The sequence below is a fragment of the Leisingera coralii genome (genome assembly GCF_049056525.1).
GTDB classification, from domain to species: Bacteria; Pseudomonadota; Alphaproteobacteria; order Rhodobacterales; family Rhodobacteraceae; genus Leisingera; species Leisingera coralii.
In genome coordinates this window covers 1-19,089 of sequence record NZ_JBHUPT010000076.1, presented here as the reverse complement: position 1 = coordinate 19,089, position 19,089 = coordinate 1, and the positions used below count along the sequence as shown (strand labels likewise).

Below are 19,089 nucleotides of genomic sequence, written 5' to 3'. Positions count from 1 at the left end.
GCAGGGTCAAGGAGGACCGCAGGTCCCCGTGCCCCGGCGCGGCTTGTCCTTGAGGCTGACAGGCTGGCCCGCATGCTTGGGCAGGCGTCTCGAGGAAGCAGAATGCGCCCTCAAGCGCTTCTCAGCAAAACAAATCCACTTGGCAGCTGCATATTCTTCGGCCCGCTGATGGACTCCAGAGGGTTGATATCAATCGTCGGCGCCGCGCGCCGCAGGCGCGCGGCGCCGGTCGTTCCGGGCGCAGCCCGGAGCGAAAAACCTCTTGCCGCGTTTATCCGGAGGCGCAGGAAATGCATTTGAGCGCCGCCGGGTCCAGCTCAAGCCGTTTCAGGGCGATGTCCTCGCCGCAATCCTCGCAGTAGCCGTATTCGCCTTCGTCCATGCGGGAAAGCGCCGCCTGCAGGCGCTGGGTTTCCTGCTGGCGGCGGGCCGCTTGCGCCTTGGCCATCGCCTGCATCTGCAGGGCGTCCATGCGTGACAGGCGGCCGACCATCTGCTGATCCAATTCCACCACGCCCTGAGCGGCTTCGCCGAGCCTGTCCCCGGCTGTCAGTTCCTCCAGGCGGGCCGAAATCCGGTGCTTCAACTTCTGTTGATCCGATTCATTCATTCCCGAAATATACCCCATCAAGGGTTTGCGTTTGCGAAAAACCCCCTTAGATGGGTAGTCTGAGCGGAGAAAGGGAGAGATCCATGGCCAAAACCCAGCAAGCCCTCACCCCGGTTGACCCCGTATGGGACCGGATCACCCGCGAGGCGGAGGAGGCCGTTGCCACCCAGCCGCTGATGGGCGGGCTGATTCACGCCTGCATCCTGCATCACAAGACGCTGGAGAAAGCGCTGTCCTACCGGATTGCCGCCAAGCTCTGCTCGAACGAGATGTCGATGATGGTTCTGCGCGAGATCGTCGATGACGCTTATGCCGACCGCCCCGGACTGGTGGAAGCGGCGCGCGCCGACCTGATGGCGATCAACGAGCGCGACCCGGCCAGCCACCGGCTGCTGCAGCCGATCCTCTATTTCAAGGGGTTCCAGGCAGTGCAGGCCTACCGGGTCAGCCATTGGCTGTGGGATCAGGGTCAGAAGGACCTGGCCTATTTCTTCCAGATGCGCACCTCGGAGATCTTCGGGATCGACATCCACCCCGGCGCCCGCATCGGCAAGGGGATCATGATCGACCATGCCCATTCCATCGTGATCGGTGAGACCGCGGTGGTGGGCGACAATGTCTCGATGCTGCATTCGGTGACCCTGGGCGGCACCGGCAAGGAGGAGCAGGACCGGCATCCGAAGATCGGCGACGGCGTGCTGATCGGGGCCGGCGCCAAGGTTCTGGGCAACATCAAGGTCGGCCATTGCAGCCGGATTGCCGCCGGGTCGGTGGTGCTGGCGGAAGTGCCGCCCTGCACCACGGTGGCGGGTGTTCCCGCGAAAATCGTTGGTGAGGCGGGCTGCGACCAGCCGTCGGTCAATATGGACCAGGTGGTGCCGGCGGGGTCCTCCGCCGCGGAGTGAGCCGCGCGGCGCAGGCGCCGGAGATTGAGTATTTATGCAAAGAAGAAGGGGCGTGCTGCGCCCCTTTTTCGTTGCGGGCCGCGCCTGCGCCGGCGCACCCGTAAAGGTGGCGGGAACAGTCTTCCGGACTGTTTCCAGGGTGGCTGATTTTCGTCCGGCTTTGCCGGGACGGCGGGCCGGGATTACTGGCTATCCCGCGGCAGCGTGAACAATGGTCTTTCCTGGCGCGCGTGGCGGCCGGATGGCTTGATCGGCGGCAGCGCGGGGCATATGTGATTGGAAACCAATTGCAATCTGAGAATTCATGAACGGGGGAAAGACGATGATTTACACGACCGAAGGCCGCGGGCGGCTGTATGGCTCGATCCTGGAAACCGTCGGCAACACGCCGGCGATCCGGCTGAACCGCATCGCGCCGGCGCATGTGACGATGTATGTGAAGTTCGAGGCGTTCAACCCGGCAGGCTCAGTGAAGGACCGGCTGGCGCTGAATATCATCGAGGCGGCGGAGCGCGAGGGGCGCTTGAAGCCCGGTCAGACCGTGGTGGAAGCGACTAGCGGCAACACCGGCATCGGCCTGGCGATGGTGTGCGCCGCCAAGGGCTATCCGCTGGTCATTACCATGCACGACGGATTCTCAGTTGAGCGGCGCAAGCTGATGCGGATGCTGGGCGCCAAGGTGGTGCTGACCCGCAAGGAGGACAAGGCGGTGGGCATGGTCGCCAAGGCCAAGGAGCTGGCGGAACAGAATGGCTGGTTCCTGGCGCATCAGTTCGAGACCAAGGACAACGCCGATATCCATGAGAGCACCACCGCGCGCGAAATCCTGGGCGACTTCGAAGGCGAAAAGCTGGATCATGTGGTGCTGGGCTATGGCACCGGCGGTACCGTTTCGGGCCTGGGCCGGGTGCTGAAAGGCGCGCGCCCCGATCTGAAGATCACCCTCAGCGAGCCGTCCAACGCGGCGCTGGTGCAGTCCGGCACCGCACAGGAGCGCAACGGCGAGGGTGAGCCTGCGGCGACCCATCCGGCCTTCAACCCGCACCCGATTCAGGGCTGGACCCCGGACTTCATTCCGCTGGTGCTGCAGGAGGCGCTGGATAAGGGCTATTTCGACGCGCTGGAGCCGGTGAGCGGTGACGAGAGCATTGCCTGGTCCAAGCGGCTGGCGGCGGAGGAAGGCATCCTGACCGGCATTTCCGGCGGGGCCAGCCTGGCGGCAGCCATCAAGGTGGCGGAAACCGCGCCGGAGGGCTCGGTTCTGCTGGCGATGCTGCCCGATACCGGCGAGCGCTACCTGTCGACGCCGCTGTTTGATGGTATTGCGGCCGAGATGGATGAGGATGAGGCGGCGCTTTCTTCCTCTACACCGGGGTATCAGTATTGAACTGATGGCGTGCCGCCGCCGGTGGAGCGCTGGCGGCGGCTGTTATGCAGTGAGTATTTTGGGCAAAGAAGAAGGGGGCGGGTGCGCTCGCCTTCTTTTGGCCGGTGCCGTGCTGAAGACTCTTTCAGGCAGGCAAAGAAAAAACCCCGGTTTTCGCCGGGGCTTTTTTGGTTGCAATGCAGTAGCCGGTCAGGCCAGCATCACCATCGGGTTTTCCAGGTTGTCCTTGATCGCGTTCAGGAGCTCTGCCCCCAGCGCGCCGTCGATCACCCGGTGGTCGACCGAGAGGGTGACCGACATCACGGTGGCCACTGCCAGCTCGCCGTCCTTGCCCACCACCGGCTTCTTGACGCCGGCGCCGACGGCCAGGATCGCGCCGTGCGGCGGGTTGATCACCGCGTCGAAGTTGTCGATGCCGAACATGCCGAGGTTGGAGATCGCGAAGCTGCCGCCCTGGTATTCATGCGGCGCCAGCTTGCGGTCGCGGGCGCGGGCGGCGAGGTCCTTCATCTCCGACGACAGGGCCGAGAGCGATTTGGTGTCGCTGTCCTGCAGCACCGGGGTGAACAACCCGCCCTCGATGGCGACGGCAACGGCCACGTCAGAGGCTTTCATTTTCAAGACCCGGTCGCCGGCCCAGACCGCATTGGCGTCCGGCACCGATTGCAGCGCCAGGGCGCAGGCCTTGATGATGAAGTCGTTGACCGAGAGCTTGACGCCGCGGGCCTCGAGCTGCTTGTTCAGCTCGCCGCGGAATTTCAGCAGCGCGTCCAGCTGGATGTCGCGGCGCAGGTAGAAATGCGGCACCTGCTGCTTGGCCTCGGTGAGGCGGGCGGCGATGGTCTTGCGCATGCCGTCCAGCTTGACCTCTTCGTACTCGCGGCCCTCGTACATGCGGGCCACCTGATCGGCCGAGGGGCCGGCCGCGGGCGCGGCGGCTGCGGCAGGAGCGGCGGCCGGGGCGGACGCAGCGGCGGCTGGTGCCTGCGCCGCTGGCGCCTTGGCGTCCATCACGTCGGCCTTGACGATGCGGCCCTTGGGGCCGGAGCCCTTGATCTGGCTCAGGTCCAGGCCCTTGTCGGCGGCGATGCGGCGCGCGAGGGGCGATGCGAAGATGCGGCTTCCGTCAGCGCCCTGCGGCGCGGCGGGGGCGGCTTTGGCCTCGGCTTTGGGCGCTTCAGCAGGAGCTTCAGACGCAGCAGGGGCTTCGTCCTTGGCCGGGGCGGCGGCGGCACCGTTCGATGTACCGGACGATTGGATGTCGTCGGCGCTTTCGCCGTCTTCCAGCAGCACCGCGATCGGGGTGTTCACCTTCACGCCCTCGGAGCCTTCGGCGATCAGGATCTTGCCGACGGTGCCTTCGTCCACGGCTTCGAATTCCATGGTGGCCTTGTCGGTCTCGATCTCGGCGATCAGGTCGCCGGAGGAGACGGTGTCGCCCTCCTTGACCAGCCATTTGGCAAGGGTGCCTTCCTCCATGGTGGGAGAAAGCGCGGGCATCAGGATTTCGGTGGGCATGTCAGCGCTCCTCAATCAGAACAATTTGGTCAAATGGCGCCTTGGGGCGCCTGGTGCCGCGGGCCAGCTGGGTGATCGCGGCTTCGATCTTGTCTTTGTATTCAGCCATCCAGACGTAGGCTTCCTGATGGGAGGGCCGCGTGCCGATCAGCCGTGTGTCTGCCGCCAGCCGTTCGGGAACCAGTGCGGTGACTGTGCGCCCGTCGACGGTCAGCTTGACGCGGTAGCATTCGGTTTCGGGATCGCGGCCCCTGATTTCCATCGGTGCCTCTAGCGGTAGGTCACTTGCTTCACCGCTTCGACCACTTCGTCCGTGGTGATCAGCGCGTGGCGTTCCAGGTTGGCGGCATAGGGCATCGGGACGTCCTTGCCGGTGCAGGTGACAACCGGCGCGTCCAGATAGTCGAACGCTTCGCGCTGCACTTCCGAGGCGATGTAGCTGCCGACGGAGCCCTGCGGCCAGCCTTCCTCGACGGTGACCAGCCGGTTGGTCTTCTTGACCGATTCAATCACCGTGGGCAGGTCCATCGGGCGGATGGTGCGCAGGTCGATGACTTCGGCCGAGATGCCCTCCTGGGCCAGCTTGTCGGCGGCTTCCAGCGCGTATTGCATGCCGATGCCGAAGGAGACGATGGTCGCGTCCGAGCCTTCGCGCCAGATGCGGGCCTTACCGAAGGGGATGGTGAAATCGTCCATTTTCGGCACGTCGAAGGCGCGGCCGTAGAGGATTTCGTTTTCCAGGAAGATCACCGGGTTGGGATCGCGGATCGCGGTCTTCATCAGGCCTTTGGCGTCGGCGGCGGAGTAGGGCATCACCACCTTGAGGCCGGGGATCTGCATGTACCAGGCGGCGTAGTCCTGGGAGTGCTGGGCGGCCACGCGCGCGGCGGCGCCGTTGGGACCGCGGAACACGATCGGGCAGCCAAGCTGGCCGCCGGACATGTACAGCGTCTTGGCCGCGGAGTTGATGATGTGGTCAATCGCCTGCATCGCGAAGTTGAAGGTCATGAATTCGACAACCGGGCGCAGGCCGCCAAAGGCCGCGCCGGTGGCGATGCCGGCAAAGCCGTGCTCGGTGATCGGGGTGTCGATTACCCGCTTGGAGCCGAATTCGTCCAGCAGGCCCTGGGAGACCTTGTAGGCGCCCTGGTACTCGGCGACTTCCTCGCCCATCAGGAACACGTCCTCGTCGCGGCGCATTTCCTCGGCCATGGCGTCGCGCAGGGCTTCGCGCACGGTGGTCTGCACCATTTCGGTGCCTTCCGGGTAGTCGGGTTCCAGCACGCGGGCGGGCATTGCCGGGGCCGTCTCCGGAGCTGCAGCGGCGGGTTTTTCCGTTGCCGGTGCTTCCGGCGCCTTTGCCTCTTCGGCTCCGCCGCCGGGCTGGTAGTCATCGGCGCTTTCGCCGTCTTCGACCAGAACCGCGATCGGGGTGTTCACCTTGACGCCTTCGGTGCCTTCACCGATCAGGATCTTGCCGACGGTGCCTTCGTCGACGGCTTCGAATTCCATCGTCGCCTTGTCGGTTTCGATCTCGGCCAGGATGTCGCCGGAGTTCACGGTATCGCCTTCCTTGACCAGCCATTTGGCCAGGGTGCCTTCCTCCATGGTCGGCGACAGGGCGGGCATAAGAATTTCAGTTGCCATATCAGTTGCTCTCCGCTGGGGTGATCATTCCGACGATGTTGCCCTGACCGTCCTCGACATAGGCGCAGCGGCCGATGCCTGGGTAGTCTTCGGGCGGCAGTGCCTCAGCGCCGCCATTGCCAAGCGCCCAGCGATAGCGTTCGTCACAGTCGTCGACTTCAAATGTCATGGTTCCGCCGCGCACCGGGCTGCCGGCGGCAGGGGCATCGCCGATCCGGGCCATCAGGCCGCCGGTGACACCCTGGGTCATGCCGATGCCGCGGCCTTCGATCAGGTGGTAGGCCAAGTCTTCGCCGCCTTGCATGGGGCTGAACTGCCATCCGAACAGGCCGGTGTAAAAGGCCTTGGCGGCCTCTACGTCGGTTGCGTGGATTTCAAAATGCGGCATCAGGCGCTGGCCTCCTGCGGCGCTTCGTCCGCATAGATATCGGTCCAGAGCTCCTCCAGGGCGGGCTCCGGGCTTTCCTTGGCGAAGTCGGCGGACTTGGAAACGATTTCCTTGATTTCCTTGTCGATCGCCTTGAGATCCTCTTCGGTGGCGTGCTTGCCGGTCAAGAGCATGTCGCGGACCTGCTCGATCGGGTCGCGCTCCTCGCGCATCTTCTGCACCTCTTCGCGGGTGCGGTACTTGGCCGGGTCCGACATCGAGTGGCCGCGGTAGCGGTAGGTCTTGACCTCGAGGATATAGGGGCCGTCGCCGCTGCGGCAGTGGGCCACGGCGCGCTCGCCGGCTTCCTTGACGGAGAGGACGTTCATGCCGTCCACCGCTTCGCCCGGAATGCCGAACGCCTTGCCGCGTTCCCAGATCTCGGCGCTGGAGGTGGAGCGCTGCTGCGAGGTGCCCATGGCGTACTGGTTGTTTTCGATCACGAAGACTACCGGCAGCTTCCACAGGGCGGCCATGTTGAAGGTCTCATAGACCTGGCCCTGGTTGGCGGCGCCGTCACCGAAATAGGTGAAGGTGACGCGGCCGTTGCCCTTGTACTTGTCGGCAAAGGCGAGGCCCGCGCCAAGCGGCACCTGGGCGCCGACGATGCCGTGGCCGCCGTAGAAATGCTTCTCTTTCGAGAACATGTGCATCGAGCCGCCCTTGCCCTTGGAGTAGCCGCCCTCGCGGCCCGTGAGCTCGGCCATGACGCCATCCGGGTCCATGCCGCAGGCCAGCATGTGGCCGTGGTCGCGGTAGGAGGTGATGCGCTTGTCGCCTTCCTCGGCGGCGGCCTCCAGGCCCACGACAACGGCTTCCTGGCCGATGTACAGGTGGCAGAAGCCCCCGATCAGCCCCATGCCGTAGAGCTGGCCCGATTTCTCTTCGAATCGGCGGATCAGCAGCATCTCGCGGTAGTAGCGGGTAAGTTCTTCGGCAGAAACGTTTGGTTTCTTTGTGGTTTTTCTAGCGGCCATGGTGGTCGGCTCCCCCTGTAGGCTAGATAGTTTAGCATTAAACAAATTCATAACCGGTTTTGCGGCGGCTGAATAGTGTTATTCTGCCGCGGGGTTTCCGCCGCGTAAAAAACCGCCGAGGGCGCGCAAAAATGCCACGCTGCTGAACACGGGCGCGGCGTGGGGCAACGGGTCTGGAAGCCCGGCGGCTGATCGTGTGGCGAATTGCCTGATGTTTTAGCGGATGACGATCTCGTCGGCGCGGACCAGGCCGAGAACCGTGCGGGCCTGCTCATCCAGCAAATCGAGATCGAGATAATCGTCGGACAGGCGGCGGGTCAAGTTTTCCATGTCGCCGATCCGGGTCTGGAGACGGCCGAGATCCAGCCGCAGTTCTTCCGCCTCGGCTTGAATCTCGACCCTCCGGAACAGACCGAAGTCGCCTTGCACCGCCGCAAAGGTGAAATACGCGCTGAGCGCGAAGGCGATAGCGAAGAAGGCGATGGCGCCAAAAGACGGCCGGGTGCTTCGGGTCACGTTGGGAGTGCCTGTATGTTACTGCTCAAGTTTTTGTTTTTGCGCCGTTTCCCGGCGTCTGCCTTCTTTATGCCATATGCGATTCGGCTTGTGAATCCCAAATCTGTCCACAGGGGGTATTTTTTGCGGTCCGCAGCCGGATCTGCCGCGACGGCAGCCGGGCGGTGACGCTGCGCTGTGCTGGCCTGCAGCAGGCGCCTTGCGCAGGCTGGGCGCACGGGAGGATCCATGATGCAAGACACTGCAGCCTGCGCCGGGCGCGGCGATTTGGGAACACACGAGGTGCAGAACCAGCCGCAGCCGCACGGCGGCCGCGATCTGTGGGCGGAGGATGCCGCGTTGCGGGGCTATGTGGCGTATCACGGCGGGCGCTCTGAGGACGCGGCGCGGGCAGGGGCGGAATACGGCAGCGCACCGTTGCTGGAGGCCGCGGCAGAGGCGCGGCGCGATCCGCCGCGGCTGGAGTTGTTCGGCCGCTCCGGCCGCCGGCTGGACGAGGTGCGGTTCAACGCAGGCTATCACCAGGTGATGTCCGCGGCGCAGCGGCTGGGCTATGCCCATGCTGCCTGGGACGGCAAGCCCGGCGGCCATGTGACCCACGCGGCGCATGTCTACATGCTCAACCAGGTGGAGCCGGGCGTGTGCTGCCCAATGACCATGACCTATGCTGCTATTCCAGCGTTGCGCCATGCGCCGGATCTGGCGGCGCTGTGGCACCCGAAACTGCTGAGCGCGGAGTATGACCCGGCGGTGCGGCCCGTGGCGGACAAACGCGGCGCGACGCTGGGTATGGCGATGACCGAGAAACAGGGCGGCTCCGACGTGCGGGCCAATACCACCCGGGCGGTGCGGGACGGCGCGCACTACCGGCTGACCGGGCACAAGTGGTTCTGCTCGGCTCCAATGTCGGACGGCTTCCTGACGCTGGCCTATGCGGAGGGCGGGCTGACCTGCTTTCTGGTGCCGCGCTGGCTGGAGGAGGGGCGCAACGGCATCCGGCTGCAGCGGCTGAAGGATAAGCTGGGCAACCGCGCCAATGCGAGCTCTGAGATCGAATACGCGGAGGCGCTGGCCTGCCGGGTGGGCGAGGAGGGCGCGGGCGTGCGCACCATCATCGAAATGGTGCATCACACACGGCTGGACACCGCGTTGGCGCCTGCCGGGCTGATGCGGGCGGCGCTGGCCGAGGCGTTCTGGTGGGTGGAGGGGCGTGCGGCCTTTCAGAAGAAGCTGATCGACCAGCCCCTGATGCGGGCTGTGCTCGCGGATCTGGTGCTGGACGCAGAAGGCGCGCTGGCCGCGGGGATGGCGATGGCCGCGGCCTTTGACCGGACGGATGAGGACAGCCGGGCGCTGGCGCGGATCGGGGTCGCCTTGGCCAAATACCTCGGCAACAAGCGCTGCATTCCGGTGATCGGCGAGGCGATGGAGGTGCTGGGCGGCATGGGCTACATCGAAGAGACGCCGATGCCGATGCTGTACCGTGAGGCGCCCCTGAACGGGATCTGGGAAGGCTCCGGCAATGTGATCTGCCTGGATATCCTGCGCACGCTGGCCAGGGAGCCGCGGGCCGGGGCGGCGCTGAACGCGCTGCTGGACGGGGCCAGGGGCGGCGACAGACGCTATGACGCGGCGCTGGGGGCGCACCGGGCGCGCTGGCCCGGGCTGCCGGACGAGGCGGAGGCGCGCTGGTTTGCAGAAAGCCTGGCGGCGCTGATGACGGCGGCCTGCCTGATGGACGCGGCGCCTGCTGCGGTGGCGGAAGGCTATGTCGGCAGCCGGGTTGCCGGGGAGCGCGGATCGCTGCCGGGATCGGTGGCCGGGCTGGATGTGCCGGCGATCCTGGCGCGGTTTCCCGGCGCATAGGTCCGCCCCGGACAAGAAAAAGGCCCAGCTTTGCAGCTGGGCCGGATAGTGTTGGCTGCTGGGGGCTTACTGCTCCAGTGCAGCAACGCCGGGCAGGGTCTTGCCTTCCATCCACTCCAGGAAGGCGCCGCCTGCGGTGGAGATGTAGCTGAAGTCGCCCGCCGCGCCAGAGGCGTTCAGTGCCGCAACGGTGTCGCCGCCGCCGGCAACAGAGATCAGCTGGCCGGAGCGGGTCATGGCCGCTGCTTTCAGCGCCGCGGCGTTGGTGGCTGCATCAAACGGCTCCAGCTCAAACGCGCCGAGGGGGCCGTTCCAGATCAGCGTCTTGCTGTTTGCAAACACCTCGATGATGCGGGCGAGGCTTTCCGGGCCTGCGTCCAGGATCATACCGTCCTCGGGGCACTGGTCAGCGGGCAGGATCTGGTGCTCGGCGTGGGCTTCGAACTTCTTGGCGACCACGATGTCGGAGGGCAGGATGATCTCGCAACCCGCGGCTTCGGCCTTGGCCAGGATTTCGGCTGCGGTGTCCTTCATGATGCGTTCGGCCAGCGAGATGCCGACCGGCAGGCCCTTGGCCACCAAGAAGGTGTTGGCCATGCCGCCGCCGATCACCAGGTGGTCGACCTTCTCGATCAGGTTGCCCAGCAGTTCCAGCTTGGTGGAGACCTTGGCGCCGCCGACAACGGCGGTCACCGGGCGCTGCGGCTGGCCCAGGGCGCTTTCCAGCGCTTCCAGCTCTGCCTGCATCAGGCGGCCGGCGCAGGCGGGCAGCAGGCGGGCAATCGCCTCGGTCGAGGAATGCGCGCGGTGGGCGGCGGAGAAGGCGTCGTTGCAGTAGACCTCGCCCAGGCGCGCCATGCCTGCGGCCAGGTCCGGGTCGTTCTTGGTCTCAGACGCGTGGAAGCGGGTGTTTTCCAGCAAAAGCACTTCACCAGGCTGCAGCGCGTCGGCTGCGGCCTCGGCGCCAGCGCCGACGCAGTCTGCGGCAAACAGCACCTTGGTTTCAAAGGCGCGCTCCAGAGTCGGCACCAGCTGGTTCAGGGACAGGTTCTCGCGGCGCTCGCCGCCGGGGCGGCCAAAGTGGGCCAGCAGGATCGGCTTGCCGCCCGCCGCCAGGATGTCGCGCACGGTGGGGGCGATGCGGCGGATGCGGGTGGAGTCGGTCACCACGCCGTCGACGATCGGCACGTTGATATCCACGCGCACCAGCACGCGCTTGCCGTTCAGATCCATGTCGTCGAGTGTTTTCCAGCCCATCTGCGAGACCCCTTGTATGGTGAAAGTGCAGTCAAATCCGGGCGCTGTTTCGGGGGTTTTTGCGCATCAGTCAATGCTCCCTTGGCATTTCCCGGCGCTGGCCTTAACTATCGTTGCAAATTTCGACGACAGGAGGGCCACATGGCCGAGATCAAAGATCCCGAAAACACCATCATCATTGAGCTGAAGGACGGCAACGTGGTGATCGAACTGCTGCCCGACGTGGCGCCGAAGCATTCCGAGCGGATGAAGGAACTGGCCCGTGCGGGTGAGTATGACAACGTCTGCTTCCACCGGGTGATCGACGGCTTCATGGCGCAGACCGGCGATGTGGCCAACGGCGACATGGAAGACGGCTTCAACATCCGCATGGCGGGCACCGGCGGCTCCTCGCTGCCGAACCTGCCGGCCGAGTTCTCCAAGCTGCCGCACGACCGCGGCACCCTGGGCGCGGCCCGGTCGGCCAACCCGGACAGCGCAAACTCGCAGTTCTTCATCAACTTCAAGGACAACCACTTCCTGAACGGCCAGTACACCGTCTACGGCCGTGTCATCGAAGGCATGGAGCACGTCGACGCCATCACCCGCGGCGAGCCGCCTGCGAACCCGGACCGGATGATCTCCGTCAAGGTTGCTGCGGATGCTTAAAAGCCTGACAGCGCTGGCCCTGCTGGCGGCAGGGCCGGCCTTTGCCTCCGGCCTGGAAATCCAGGTCGAGGGCGAAGCCAACGGCACCATCAAGATCGACCTCTTCGAGGACGTGGCGCCCAAGCACGTGGAGCAGATCACCGCGCTGGCCGCTGAAGGCCAGTATGACGGCGTTGTGTTCCACCGGGTGATCGAGGGCTTCATGGCGCAGACCGGCGATGTCGAGTTCGGCAAGGCTGGCGGCGACATGCGCCGGGCCGGGCAGGGCGGCTCTGACCGCCCGGACCTGGCGGCCGAGTTCTCGGACATCACCTATGATCGCGGCGTGGTCGGCATGGCCCGGGCGCAGAGCCCGGACAGCGCCAACTCGCAGTTCTTCATCATGTTCGCCCCGGGCCCGTTCCTGGACGGCCAGTACACGGTTATCGGCAAGGTGACCGAGGGCATGGATGTGGTCGACGCGATCAAGCGCGGCGCCGGCCCCAATGGCGCGGTGATCGGCCAGCCCGACACCATGACCAAGGTGAGCGTGACCGACTAAGCCATACCGGATTTCCGGAAAAAGAAGGCCCGCGCCCGGCACCCCGGGGCGGGCCTTTGGTTTGGCGGGGATGACAGGTGGTCACAAGCGCGTGCCGGCCCCTGTTCCGGGCCTTTCTGCCGCCGTCTAATGGGGCAGGGAGGTTCAGGTCATGTTCAGGGGGCTTCTGTTGTGCTTGGCACTGCTGCTGCCGTGGAGCGCTGACGCCGATCCGCGGGTCTGGAAGCGGGAGTGGCCGCAGACCGATTTCAGCCGTACCGCTGTGCCCGAGTGGAGCCAGATCCGTTCCGGCGGGGTTCGCAAGGACGGGATACCGGCGCTGGACGCGCCAAAGTTCGTCGAGGCCGCCAAGGCACGGCGGCTCAAGCCGCGGGAGCCGGTGGTCACGCTGGAGATGGAAGGCGCCCGGCCGCGGGCCTATCCGCTGCGCTACCTGACCTGGCATGAGATCGTGAACGACGTGGTGGCGGGGCTGCCAGTGGCGGTGACCTATTGCCCCTTGTGCAATTCGGCGATGACATTCGACCGGCGCACCGCTGCGGGGGTCTTGAGCTTTGGCGTCAGCGGCAAGCTGCGCTATTCCGACATGGTGATGTATGACCGCGAGAGCCAAAGCTGGTGGCAGCAGGCGACCGGCACCGGCATTGTCGGGCGGATGACCGGTACCCGGCTGCAGACACTGCCCAGCTGGGTCGAGAGCTGGCAGGAGTTCACCGCGCGCAACCCGGACGGGCTGGTGATGGCGGAGCCGGGCTGGAACCGGGATTACGGGCGCAATCCCTACCGCGGCTATGACACCGCGAAATGGCCGTTCCTCTATGACGGCACCCCGCCGCCGCACGGGCTGGCGCCAATGGAACGTGTGGTGCGGGTCGGCAGCCGGGCCTGGCCGCTGGCGCGGCTGGCACGCGAAGGCGAGATCCGCGAGGCCGGCGTGGTGCTGAGCTGGCGGGCAGGCCAGGCCTCGGCGCTGGATGCGGGCACAATTGCCAGGGGGCGCGACATCGGCTCTGTCCGGGTGCGGGACCGGCAGGGGCGCGATGTGGCGCATGACGTGATGTTCGCCTTTGCCTTCCATGCCTTCTGGCCGGACGGAAAGTGGATGCTAGGCAGGTAGTTCGGGGCGTCCCTCTCCAGACGCAGCCCTTACCGGATCTTTTTTAAAGGATCTCAAATTCGTTTTCGAGCTGGGCAGCGGTAACGCCCTCGAACAGGACTGTGGTATCGCCAAACGTCAGCAGTGCTTCGCCATTGAGATCGCTGACGCCCCAGTTGCTTGGAGGGACTGGGCCGCCGGGGCCCGAGGGAAGCACGAATACGAGACTGTCGGTACCAATTCCATAGTCCCGGACAGTATCATTGCCGTCTTTGGTGCCGAACACGAAGGCATCCGCGCCATCGCCACCGGTCAGCCTGTCCGCGTGCGAGCCGCCCTGCAGAGTGTCATTGCCGTTACCTCCGAATAGCCGGTCAGAACCGAAGTGCCCGTTCAGCAAGTCATCCCCGGAACCGCCACCGAGCAAGTCGCTTCCGCGCCCGCCCAGCAGCTGGTCGTTGTCGCCGCCGCCGCGCAAGGTGTCATTGCCCGACCCGCCTGCCAAGGTATCATTACCGCCACCGCCCGTCAGCATATCCTGGCTGTAACCGCCAACTAGGGAGTCGCCGCCGCCGCCACCGTTAAGAGTGTCTGCATCAGCCCCTCCAAACAAACGGTCGCTCCCTTTGCCGCCAAGCAGCGTGTCGCTGCCTGCACCGCCGCTTAGCTTGTCGTTCAGGCCGCCGCCATCCAATTTATCGTTTCCGTTGCCGCCTTGGAGGTCGTCGCGGCCATTCCCGCCGTGCATGGTGTCAGCACCCGCGCCGCCGTGCATGGTGTCAGCACCCGCGCCGCCGAACAGGGTGTCATCACCGTTGCCGCCCCGAAGCAGGTCGTTGGAGCTGCCAGAGAAATAATCCCCATTGAAGTCGCCGTACAGTTTGTCATTCCCGTTACCACCAAACAGCCGGTCGCTGTCACCGGCGCCATAAATGGTGTCGTGGCCTGCCTCTCCAAGCAGGATATCATCATCCTGACCTCCAAAAAGCAGGTCGTCTGCCAAGCCGCCGCAAATGCTGTCGTCGCCGAAACCGCCAAACAATGCATCTTCGCCGTTCCCGCCGCTGATGGTGTCATTCCCGCCGCGGCCATGAACGAAGTCTTCGCCGAGTGCGATACCCGATGTGTTGCTGGTCAGCGTGTCGGCGCCTTCGCTGCCTTCCTGTACGTGTCTCTGAGTTTCACCAATCTGAATGATCTCGATGTTGACCAAGTGATCTTCAACAGTCCCATTAGGGCCGTAGATGTAGACGCCGCTTACGCCGTGAAAACCATACTTCAGGCCGTCTCTGCCGGTATCGACGATAAAGGTGTCCACGCCTGCGCCGCCATCGATGTAATCATTTCCTGTGCCGGAGCGGATGGTGTCGTCCCCGCCATAGGTCTCGATGAAATCACCTCCATTATACGCTGAATAATAAGTGTCATTCCCGGCCAGCGCCTGCTGCAGCACGGACTCCAAGTCTTGCGAGGCCAGATCGCCGTAGGTCAGGTCAAGGCCTGTTGCAGACAGCACTTTGGTGCCGTCGTAGCGCATTGTGAATGCAGTTATGGTGCAGCCGGCAGCGACCTGGTTAGAGGAAACGTAACTGAAGGCGCCCTGAAATGTGATGGTAAAGCCGTCAAAGCGCACCGTCAGGCTGGAAGCTGTGGCGTCAAGCACCGCCACCTTTGCAGGGTCGAAGCTAGAGAGATCATAGTCGGGTACGGAATTGGAGGCTTTCGTTACAATGACTTTAACCATTAATCGTCCTGTCTTTAGGCAAAAAACATGCAAAAGTTGTTTCCGGTAGGGATAAAACCTTCAGCGGAATTGGTAAAGCCGGGGCTGCGTGACGTAACTTCCCCAGTTGCCGCATTGAAACAAAGAACGCCGCGGGTTTCCCCGCGGCGCTGCTGTGGTACCTGTCAGACCCGGCCGTGCTGAGGGCCTGCCGTCCGGCGGCTCAGCTTTCGGATTTATGGGCCGCGGTGGCAGCCTGGACCGCTGCCGACGGCGCGGGTGCGGCCGCCGGTGCCGCGGCGGGAGCAGACTTGCGGCCGCCCGGGTTCAGCGGGTCGTCCTGGCGCTGCACGGAGCCTTCGAAATGGGCGCCGCTTTCGATCGCGATGGTCTTGTGGATGATGTCGCCCTCGACCCGCGCGGTGGAGGTCAGGCGCACCTTCAGGCCGCGCACGCGTCCGACGATGCGGCCGTTGATCACCACGTCATCGGCGGTGACTTCGCCCTTGATGGTGGCGGTTTCGCCAACGGTCAGCAGATGCGCGCGGATGTCGCCTTCGACGGTGCCTTCGACCTGGATGTCGCCGGTGGTCTTGACGTTGCCGGTGATGTGCAGGTCCGAGCTCAGCAGCGATGCGGCGGGCTTGGCCTTGGGCGCGCTGGCCTTGTAGTCGCTGGCCGCCGGTGCCGCCGGCGCTGCAGCGGGTGCCGGGGTTGCTTCGGCCTGCTTCGGCCCGGGCTCGTTGATTTTGCTCTTAGAAAACATTTCTCGCAGCCTTGATGTAGATCATGGGGTTTACAGGTTGCCCGTTGACCCTGACCTCGTAATGGAGGTGGGTCCCGGTGGACCGTCCGGTGTTACCCATATCAGCAATGTGATCCCCGCGCGAGACCCTTTGGCCGGCCTTCACGCGGAGTTTCGAGTTATGGGCATATTTCGTTTCGATGCCAAAGGCATGGCGGATGGTGACCAGCTTGCCGTAACCGGATTGCCAGCCCGCATGGGTCACAACACCGTCGGCCGTGGCAAAGATGTCGGTGCCGGTGCGGCCGGCGAAATCAAAGCCCTTGTGCAGGCGGCGGCCGCCGGTCTTGGGGTCGCGGCGGTAGCCGAAGCCGGAGCTTTGACGCACATGGCCGAGGTTGACCGGGGTGGCAAAAGGCGCCTTCTGCGCCGCCAGCCGGTACAGGTTCAGCTGGTCCAGCCTGGCCAGGATATTGTTGGCGCGCAGCTCTTCCGGGGCAGGTTCCTCACCCCGGGTCGACATCGCCAAAGGGCTGAGCGGCCCGCCCTGGCCGTTGTAGCCGCGCCGCACCTGTTCGAGGATCCGGTCCGGCGGCATGCCGGCGCTGCGGAACATCTTGTCCAGCGGGGTGATCGATACCGCGACCGCCTCTTCCAGCTGACGGAAGATCTGGCCGTTGCGCTCCTCCATCAGCTGCAGTTCCAGCTCCAGCTCCTGGCGCTGGCCGATGGCGTCCTGCGCGTCGGCCATGATCCGGTCGCGTTCCTCTGCGGTGTCGGTCAGGGCGCCCGCCAGCATGTCCATCTGCTCAGCGGCGCTGGCCATGACCGCCTGGGCAGCGTTTTCGTCCTGGGTCTCTTCCTGCAGCTGCGCCAGCGCTTTGCGGGCGCCGTCGCGCTCGCTCATGGTGTCGCGAAGAGTGGTCTGGATCACCTCGATGCCGGTCTCCAGTTCGCGGCGGCGGGTTTCCGAGGCCAGCAGCTCGGACTGCATCATCGAGATCTGGGCGAGCACGGCGTTGAACCGTTCCTGCGCCGCCAGCGCCTCCTCGGCGCGGGCGTCGCGCTCGGCGGAGATCGCGTTCAGCCGCTCCCGGTAGGTCTGCTGGTCACGTTTGGCCAGCTCGCGGAAATTACCGGCACCGATGCTGTCCATCAGCACGATGGCCGTGGCCACAATGGACCAGGCGACAAACAGGGTGATGCCAGCGACCGCGACAAGCTGGGTTTCCGAGCGCAGCCGGATGAAACGCGTGTCGGTGTCGGATTTCAGGAACACCCGCCGCTCGGGAAAGCGGCGCTCCAGAAAAGCGTGAATTCTGATTGCGAGCCGTGTGCGCAAAGTCCGTTCCCTGTCCCGTTCCGTACCGGCGCCGCAGGGCGGTTCCGGTGCCTTGGGCGAAGTGAATAGACAGGGCGGGCCGATTGGGCAAGTCTGTTGACCCATCGCGCGGGGATCGTGCCGGCAGGGCGGGCAGATAGGCGGAAACCTGCCGAGCGGGCCGGGCAATGCAGGGATTTGTCAAACGGGGCGAGGCGAGGAAAGGCCCGTCCGGGGCGGCGGCGGGCGTCTCAGCCCTGCTGCTCGTCCAGCGCCTCCATCCAGCCGTTTTCCCAGGACAGGTGGTCGATGCTGTCGAAGGCATAGGGGTTTGCGGTGAAAGGCACCCCGCCGCGGCGGGCCCGGTAGCCCTCGTCATAGCTTTTCTCGCGCGGGTCCATGCCGCAGGGCTGATGGGCGGTGTCGCGCAGGTGAGCGGCAAACTCGGGGTATTTGGCGAGGTCCGTCTGATCGAGCCCCTCCGGGTGCCGCATGAGGGCCTGATGGCCGCGGCTGGTCAGCCGCCAGCTGGCTGCCTCTCCGGGCACCGGCTCTCCCGGGACCAGGATGCCCGCGATCTCCAGGTCGGCGAGGTGGCCGGCAAGCCGCTCGCGCAGATCCTGGGGCGGCAGGCCGGGGGTCTCGTTGGCCTGCCGGAAGAGGCCGTCGAGAGCCTTTTCGCAGCTGTCCAGAGTCACCGGGCCGGATTTGGCCTTGTGCAGGATCAGGGCCACGAGGCTTGCAGTGCTCAGCAATGGAAAGTCGTTTTCGAACATGGGATCAACCGGGTGTCCAGGTCTCCCAGTGTATGCGGCTGAGCCGGTTTGGTAAAGATGGCTGCGCCCGGAAGGCGCCCGGCCGGGGCTCAGCCGCCGGGCAGGTCCCGCGCCTGATCGGCCAGCGGCCAGTAGAAGTCTGGAGGCAGGCCCGCATCGGCGCGCTTTTCTTCGTTGAAGGGCGGTTTCAGGGCGCCGTGGAAATACTTCCGCACCAGGGCGTGAAAGACCTCCTTGGGGTCCAGATTGTCCCGGCCGCAGAGGAAATTGAACCACTTGGAGCCGTAGGCCACGTGGCCGACCTCCTCGGCATAGATCACTTCCAGCGCTTCGACGGCCTGGGAGAGCTTCGCCTTGCGGAAGATTTCGATCATGCCGGGGGTCACATCCAAACCGCGGGCTTCCAGCACCATCGGCACCACCGCCAGGCGGCCCATCAGGTCCTCCGCGGTGTCTTCTGCCGCGCGCCACATGCCGGCATGCGCGGGCAGCGCGCCGTAGTGGCTGCCCAGCGCTTCAAGACAATCGCACATCAGGTTGAAATGCTTGGATTCCTCATCTGCAGCCTTGACCCAGTCATCAAAGAACCCCATCGGCATCGGCACATGGGAAAAGCGGGCGATGATGTCCCAGTGCAGGTCGACGGCGTTGAGCTCGATATGGGCCACGGCGTGCAGAAGCGCGATGCGGCCCGCCTCCGACCCCGGCTTGCGCTTGGGCACGTCGCGGGGATGCAGCAGCTTGGGCTTGTCCGGCCGGGCCGGGTGCATGGGCGGGGAGGCGGTGCCGATTGCGATATCCGGGCCGGAGCCGTTCCGGAAGGCAAACCACTCGGCTGCGTGGCGGCGCGACAGCGCTGTCTTTTGCCGCCCGTCCGCGGTGTTCAGCACCTCGGCGGCGCGTTGGGCAAGCGAAAGCGGCTGGCTGTCCATCGGAGTCTCCTGTTGCGGTCCCTGGCGCCGGGTTCACCCGATTTGCCCCGGATTGTCCAGTGCCGGGCGGGCTGTGCCATGGCGGAGGGTTAAAGAGAGGCTGCCGGGCTGCTCCCGCGTCCGAGGGTGATCAGCAGGCTGATCCCCCTGCCGGCCTTGGGCCTGGCACCGCGCGTCCCGCGCGGTGCGCGCCGCCC

Annotated in this window: 19 protein-coding genes; 6 read left to right on the top strand and 13 right to left on the bottom strand. The window is 65.3% G+C overall.

Annotated elements, in window-relative coordinates; all coding sequences use genetic code 11:
* Positions 1-271 precede the first annotated feature (271 nt).
* The gene (locus tag ACFMBG_RS20970) at positions 272-610 is read right to left on the bottom strand and encodes a TraR/DksA family transcriptional regulator (protein ID WP_421056624.1); all 339 of its coding nucleotides are present in this window, start codon (positions 608-610) and stop codon (positions 272-274) included.
* 83 nt (positions 611-693) lie between these two features.
* Here ACFMBG_RS20970 and cysE point away from each other — a divergent pair, with 83 nt between their 5' ends.
* Both cysE and cysK read left to right on the top strand, forming a co-directional pair.
* Positions 694-1,515 (top strand): serine O-acetyltransferase, encoded by an 822-nt coding sequence (gene cysE / locus ACFMBG_RS20965; protein ID WP_421056623.1) that lies wholly within the window; start codon positions 694-696, stop codon positions 1,513-1,515.
* A 322-nt stretch (positions 1,516-1,837) separates the two neighbouring features.
* Complete coding sequence (gene cysK, locus ACFMBG_RS20960) at positions 1,838-2,902, top strand: cysteine synthase A (protein ID WP_421056622.1); 1,065 nt, start codon at positions 1,838-1,840, stop codon at positions 2,900-2,902.
* Between the two features lie 189 nt (positions 2,903-3,091).
* Here the strand turns inward: cysK and ACFMBG_RS20955 are convergent, their stop codons facing one another.
* The 6 genes from ACFMBG_RS20955 to ACFMBG_RS20930 all read right to left on the bottom strand — a co-directional run bounded on the left by ACFMBG_RS20955 (position 3,092) and on the right by ACFMBG_RS20930 (position 7,987).
* Positions 3,092-4,420, bottom strand: coding sequence for a pyruvate dehydrogenase complex dihydrolipoamide acetyltransferase (locus tag ACFMBG_RS20955; protein WP_421056621.1), 1,329 nt, complete (start codon positions 4,418-4,420; stop codon positions 3,092-3,094).
* A 1-nt stretch (position 4,421) separates the two neighbouring features.
* Entirely contained in the window at positions 4,422-4,682 is a 261-nt protein-coding gene (locus ACFMBG_RS20950; protein WP_421056620.1) for a hypothetical protein, read from the bottom strand.
* Positions 4,683-4,690: 8 nt separating this feature from the next.
* Entirely contained in the window at positions 4,691-6,067 is a 1,377-nt protein-coding gene (locus ACFMBG_RS20945) for a pyruvate dehydrogenase complex E1 component subunit beta (protein ID WP_421056619.1), read from the bottom strand.
* A gap of 1 nt (position 6,068) precedes the next feature.
* The gene (locus ACFMBG_RS20940) at positions 6,069-6,455 is read right to left on the bottom strand and encodes a VOC family protein (protein ID WP_421056618.1); all 387 of its coding nucleotides are present in this window, start codon (positions 6,453-6,455) and stop codon (positions 6,069-6,071) included.
* Entirely contained in the window at positions 6,455-7,471 is a 1,017-nt protein-coding gene (gene pdhA, locus ACFMBG_RS20935; protein ID WP_421056617.1) for a pyruvate dehydrogenase (acetyl-transferring) E1 component subunit alpha, read from the bottom strand. Before pdhA ends, ACFMBG_RS20940 begins: the two co-directional genes overlap by 1 nt.
* Before the next feature lie 216 nt (positions 7,472-7,687).
* Positions 7,688-7,987, bottom strand: a complete 300-nt coding sequence (locus ACFMBG_RS20930; protein WP_421056616.1) for an FtsB family cell division protein — start codon at positions 7,985-7,987, stop codon at positions 7,688-7,690.
* A gap of 231 nt (positions 7,988-8,218) precedes the next feature.
* Between ACFMBG_RS20930 and ACFMBG_RS20925 the strand changes: the two genes are divergently transcribed.
* Positions 8,219-9,853: an acyl-CoA dehydrogenase family protein gene (locus ACFMBG_RS20925; RefSeq protein WP_421056615.1), complete on the top strand. Its 1,635-nt coding sequence runs from the start codon at positions 8,219-8,221 to the stop codon at positions 9,851-9,853.
* A 66-nt stretch (positions 9,854-9,919) separates the two neighbouring features.
* On the opposite strand, the gene ACFMBG_RS20920 is transcribed toward ACFMBG_RS20925, so the two are convergent.
* The gene (locus tag ACFMBG_RS20920; RefSeq protein WP_421056614.1) at positions 9,920-11,110 is read right to left on the bottom strand and encodes a phosphoglycerate kinase; all 1,191 of its coding nucleotides are present in this window, start codon (positions 11,108-11,110) and stop codon (positions 9,920-9,922) included.
* Positions 11,111-11,251: 141 nt separating this feature from the next.
* On the opposite strand from ACFMBG_RS20920, the gene ACFMBG_RS20915 reads away from it, so the two are divergent.
* From ACFMBG_RS20915 to ACFMBG_RS20905, 3 genes are all read left to right on the top strand, one after another.
* Positions 11,252-11,758 (top strand): peptidylprolyl isomerase, encoded by a 507-nt coding sequence (locus ACFMBG_RS20915; RefSeq protein ID WP_222475911.1) that lies wholly within the window; start codon positions 11,252-11,254, stop codon positions 11,756-11,758.
* The gene (locus ACFMBG_RS20910) at positions 11,751-12,299 is read left to right on the top strand and encodes a peptidylprolyl isomerase (RefSeq protein WP_421056613.1); all 549 of its coding nucleotides are present in this window, start codon (positions 11,751-11,753) and stop codon (positions 12,297-12,299) included. Before ACFMBG_RS20915 ends, ACFMBG_RS20910 begins: the two co-directional genes overlap by 8 nt.
* 151 nt (positions 12,300-12,450) lie before the next feature.
* The gene (locus ACFMBG_RS20905; RefSeq protein WP_421056612.1) at positions 12,451-13,416 is read left to right on the top strand and encodes a DUF3179 domain-containing protein; all 966 of its coding nucleotides are present in this window, start codon (positions 12,451-12,453) and stop codon (positions 13,414-13,416) included.
* A 43-nt stretch (positions 13,417-13,459) separates the two neighbouring features.
* Here ACFMBG_RS20905 and ACFMBG_RS20900 read toward each other — a convergent pair whose 3' ends face one another.
* The 5 genes from ACFMBG_RS20900 to ACFMBG_RS20880 all read right to left on the bottom strand — a co-directional run bounded on the left by ACFMBG_RS20900 (position 13,460) and on the right by ACFMBG_RS20880 (position 18,892).
* The gene (locus ACFMBG_RS20900) at positions 13,460-15,139 is read right to left on the bottom strand and encodes a calcium-binding protein (RefSeq protein WP_421056611.1); all 1,680 of its coding nucleotides are present in this window, start codon (positions 15,137-15,139) and stop codon (positions 13,460-13,462) included.
* 202 nt (positions 15,140-15,341) lie between these two features.
* Positions 15,342-15,884, bottom strand: a complete 543-nt coding sequence (locus ACFMBG_RS20895; RefSeq protein ID WP_421056610.1) for a bactofilin family protein — start codon at positions 15,882-15,884, stop codon at positions 15,342-15,344.
* Positions 15,874-17,205 carry a DUF5930 domain-containing protein gene (locus ACFMBG_RS20890; RefSeq protein WP_421056609.1) on the bottom strand — a complete coding sequence of 444 codons (1,332 nt, stop codon included), beginning with the start codon at positions 17,203-17,205 and terminating at the stop codon, positions 15,874-15,876. Before ACFMBG_RS20890 ends, ACFMBG_RS20895 begins: the two co-directional genes overlap by 11 nt.
* Positions 17,206-17,435: 230 nt before the next feature.
* The gene (locus ACFMBG_RS20885) at positions 17,436-17,960 is read right to left on the bottom strand and encodes a ribosome modulation factor (RefSeq protein WP_421056608.1); all 525 of its coding nucleotides are present in this window, start codon (positions 17,958-17,960) and stop codon (positions 17,436-17,438) included.
* Between the two features lie 89 nt (positions 17,961-18,049).
* Entirely contained in the window at positions 18,050-18,892 is an 843-nt protein-coding gene (locus tag ACFMBG_RS20880; RefSeq protein WP_421056607.1) for a ferritin-like domain-containing protein, read from the bottom strand.
* Positions 18,893-19,089: the final 197 nt, after the last annotated feature.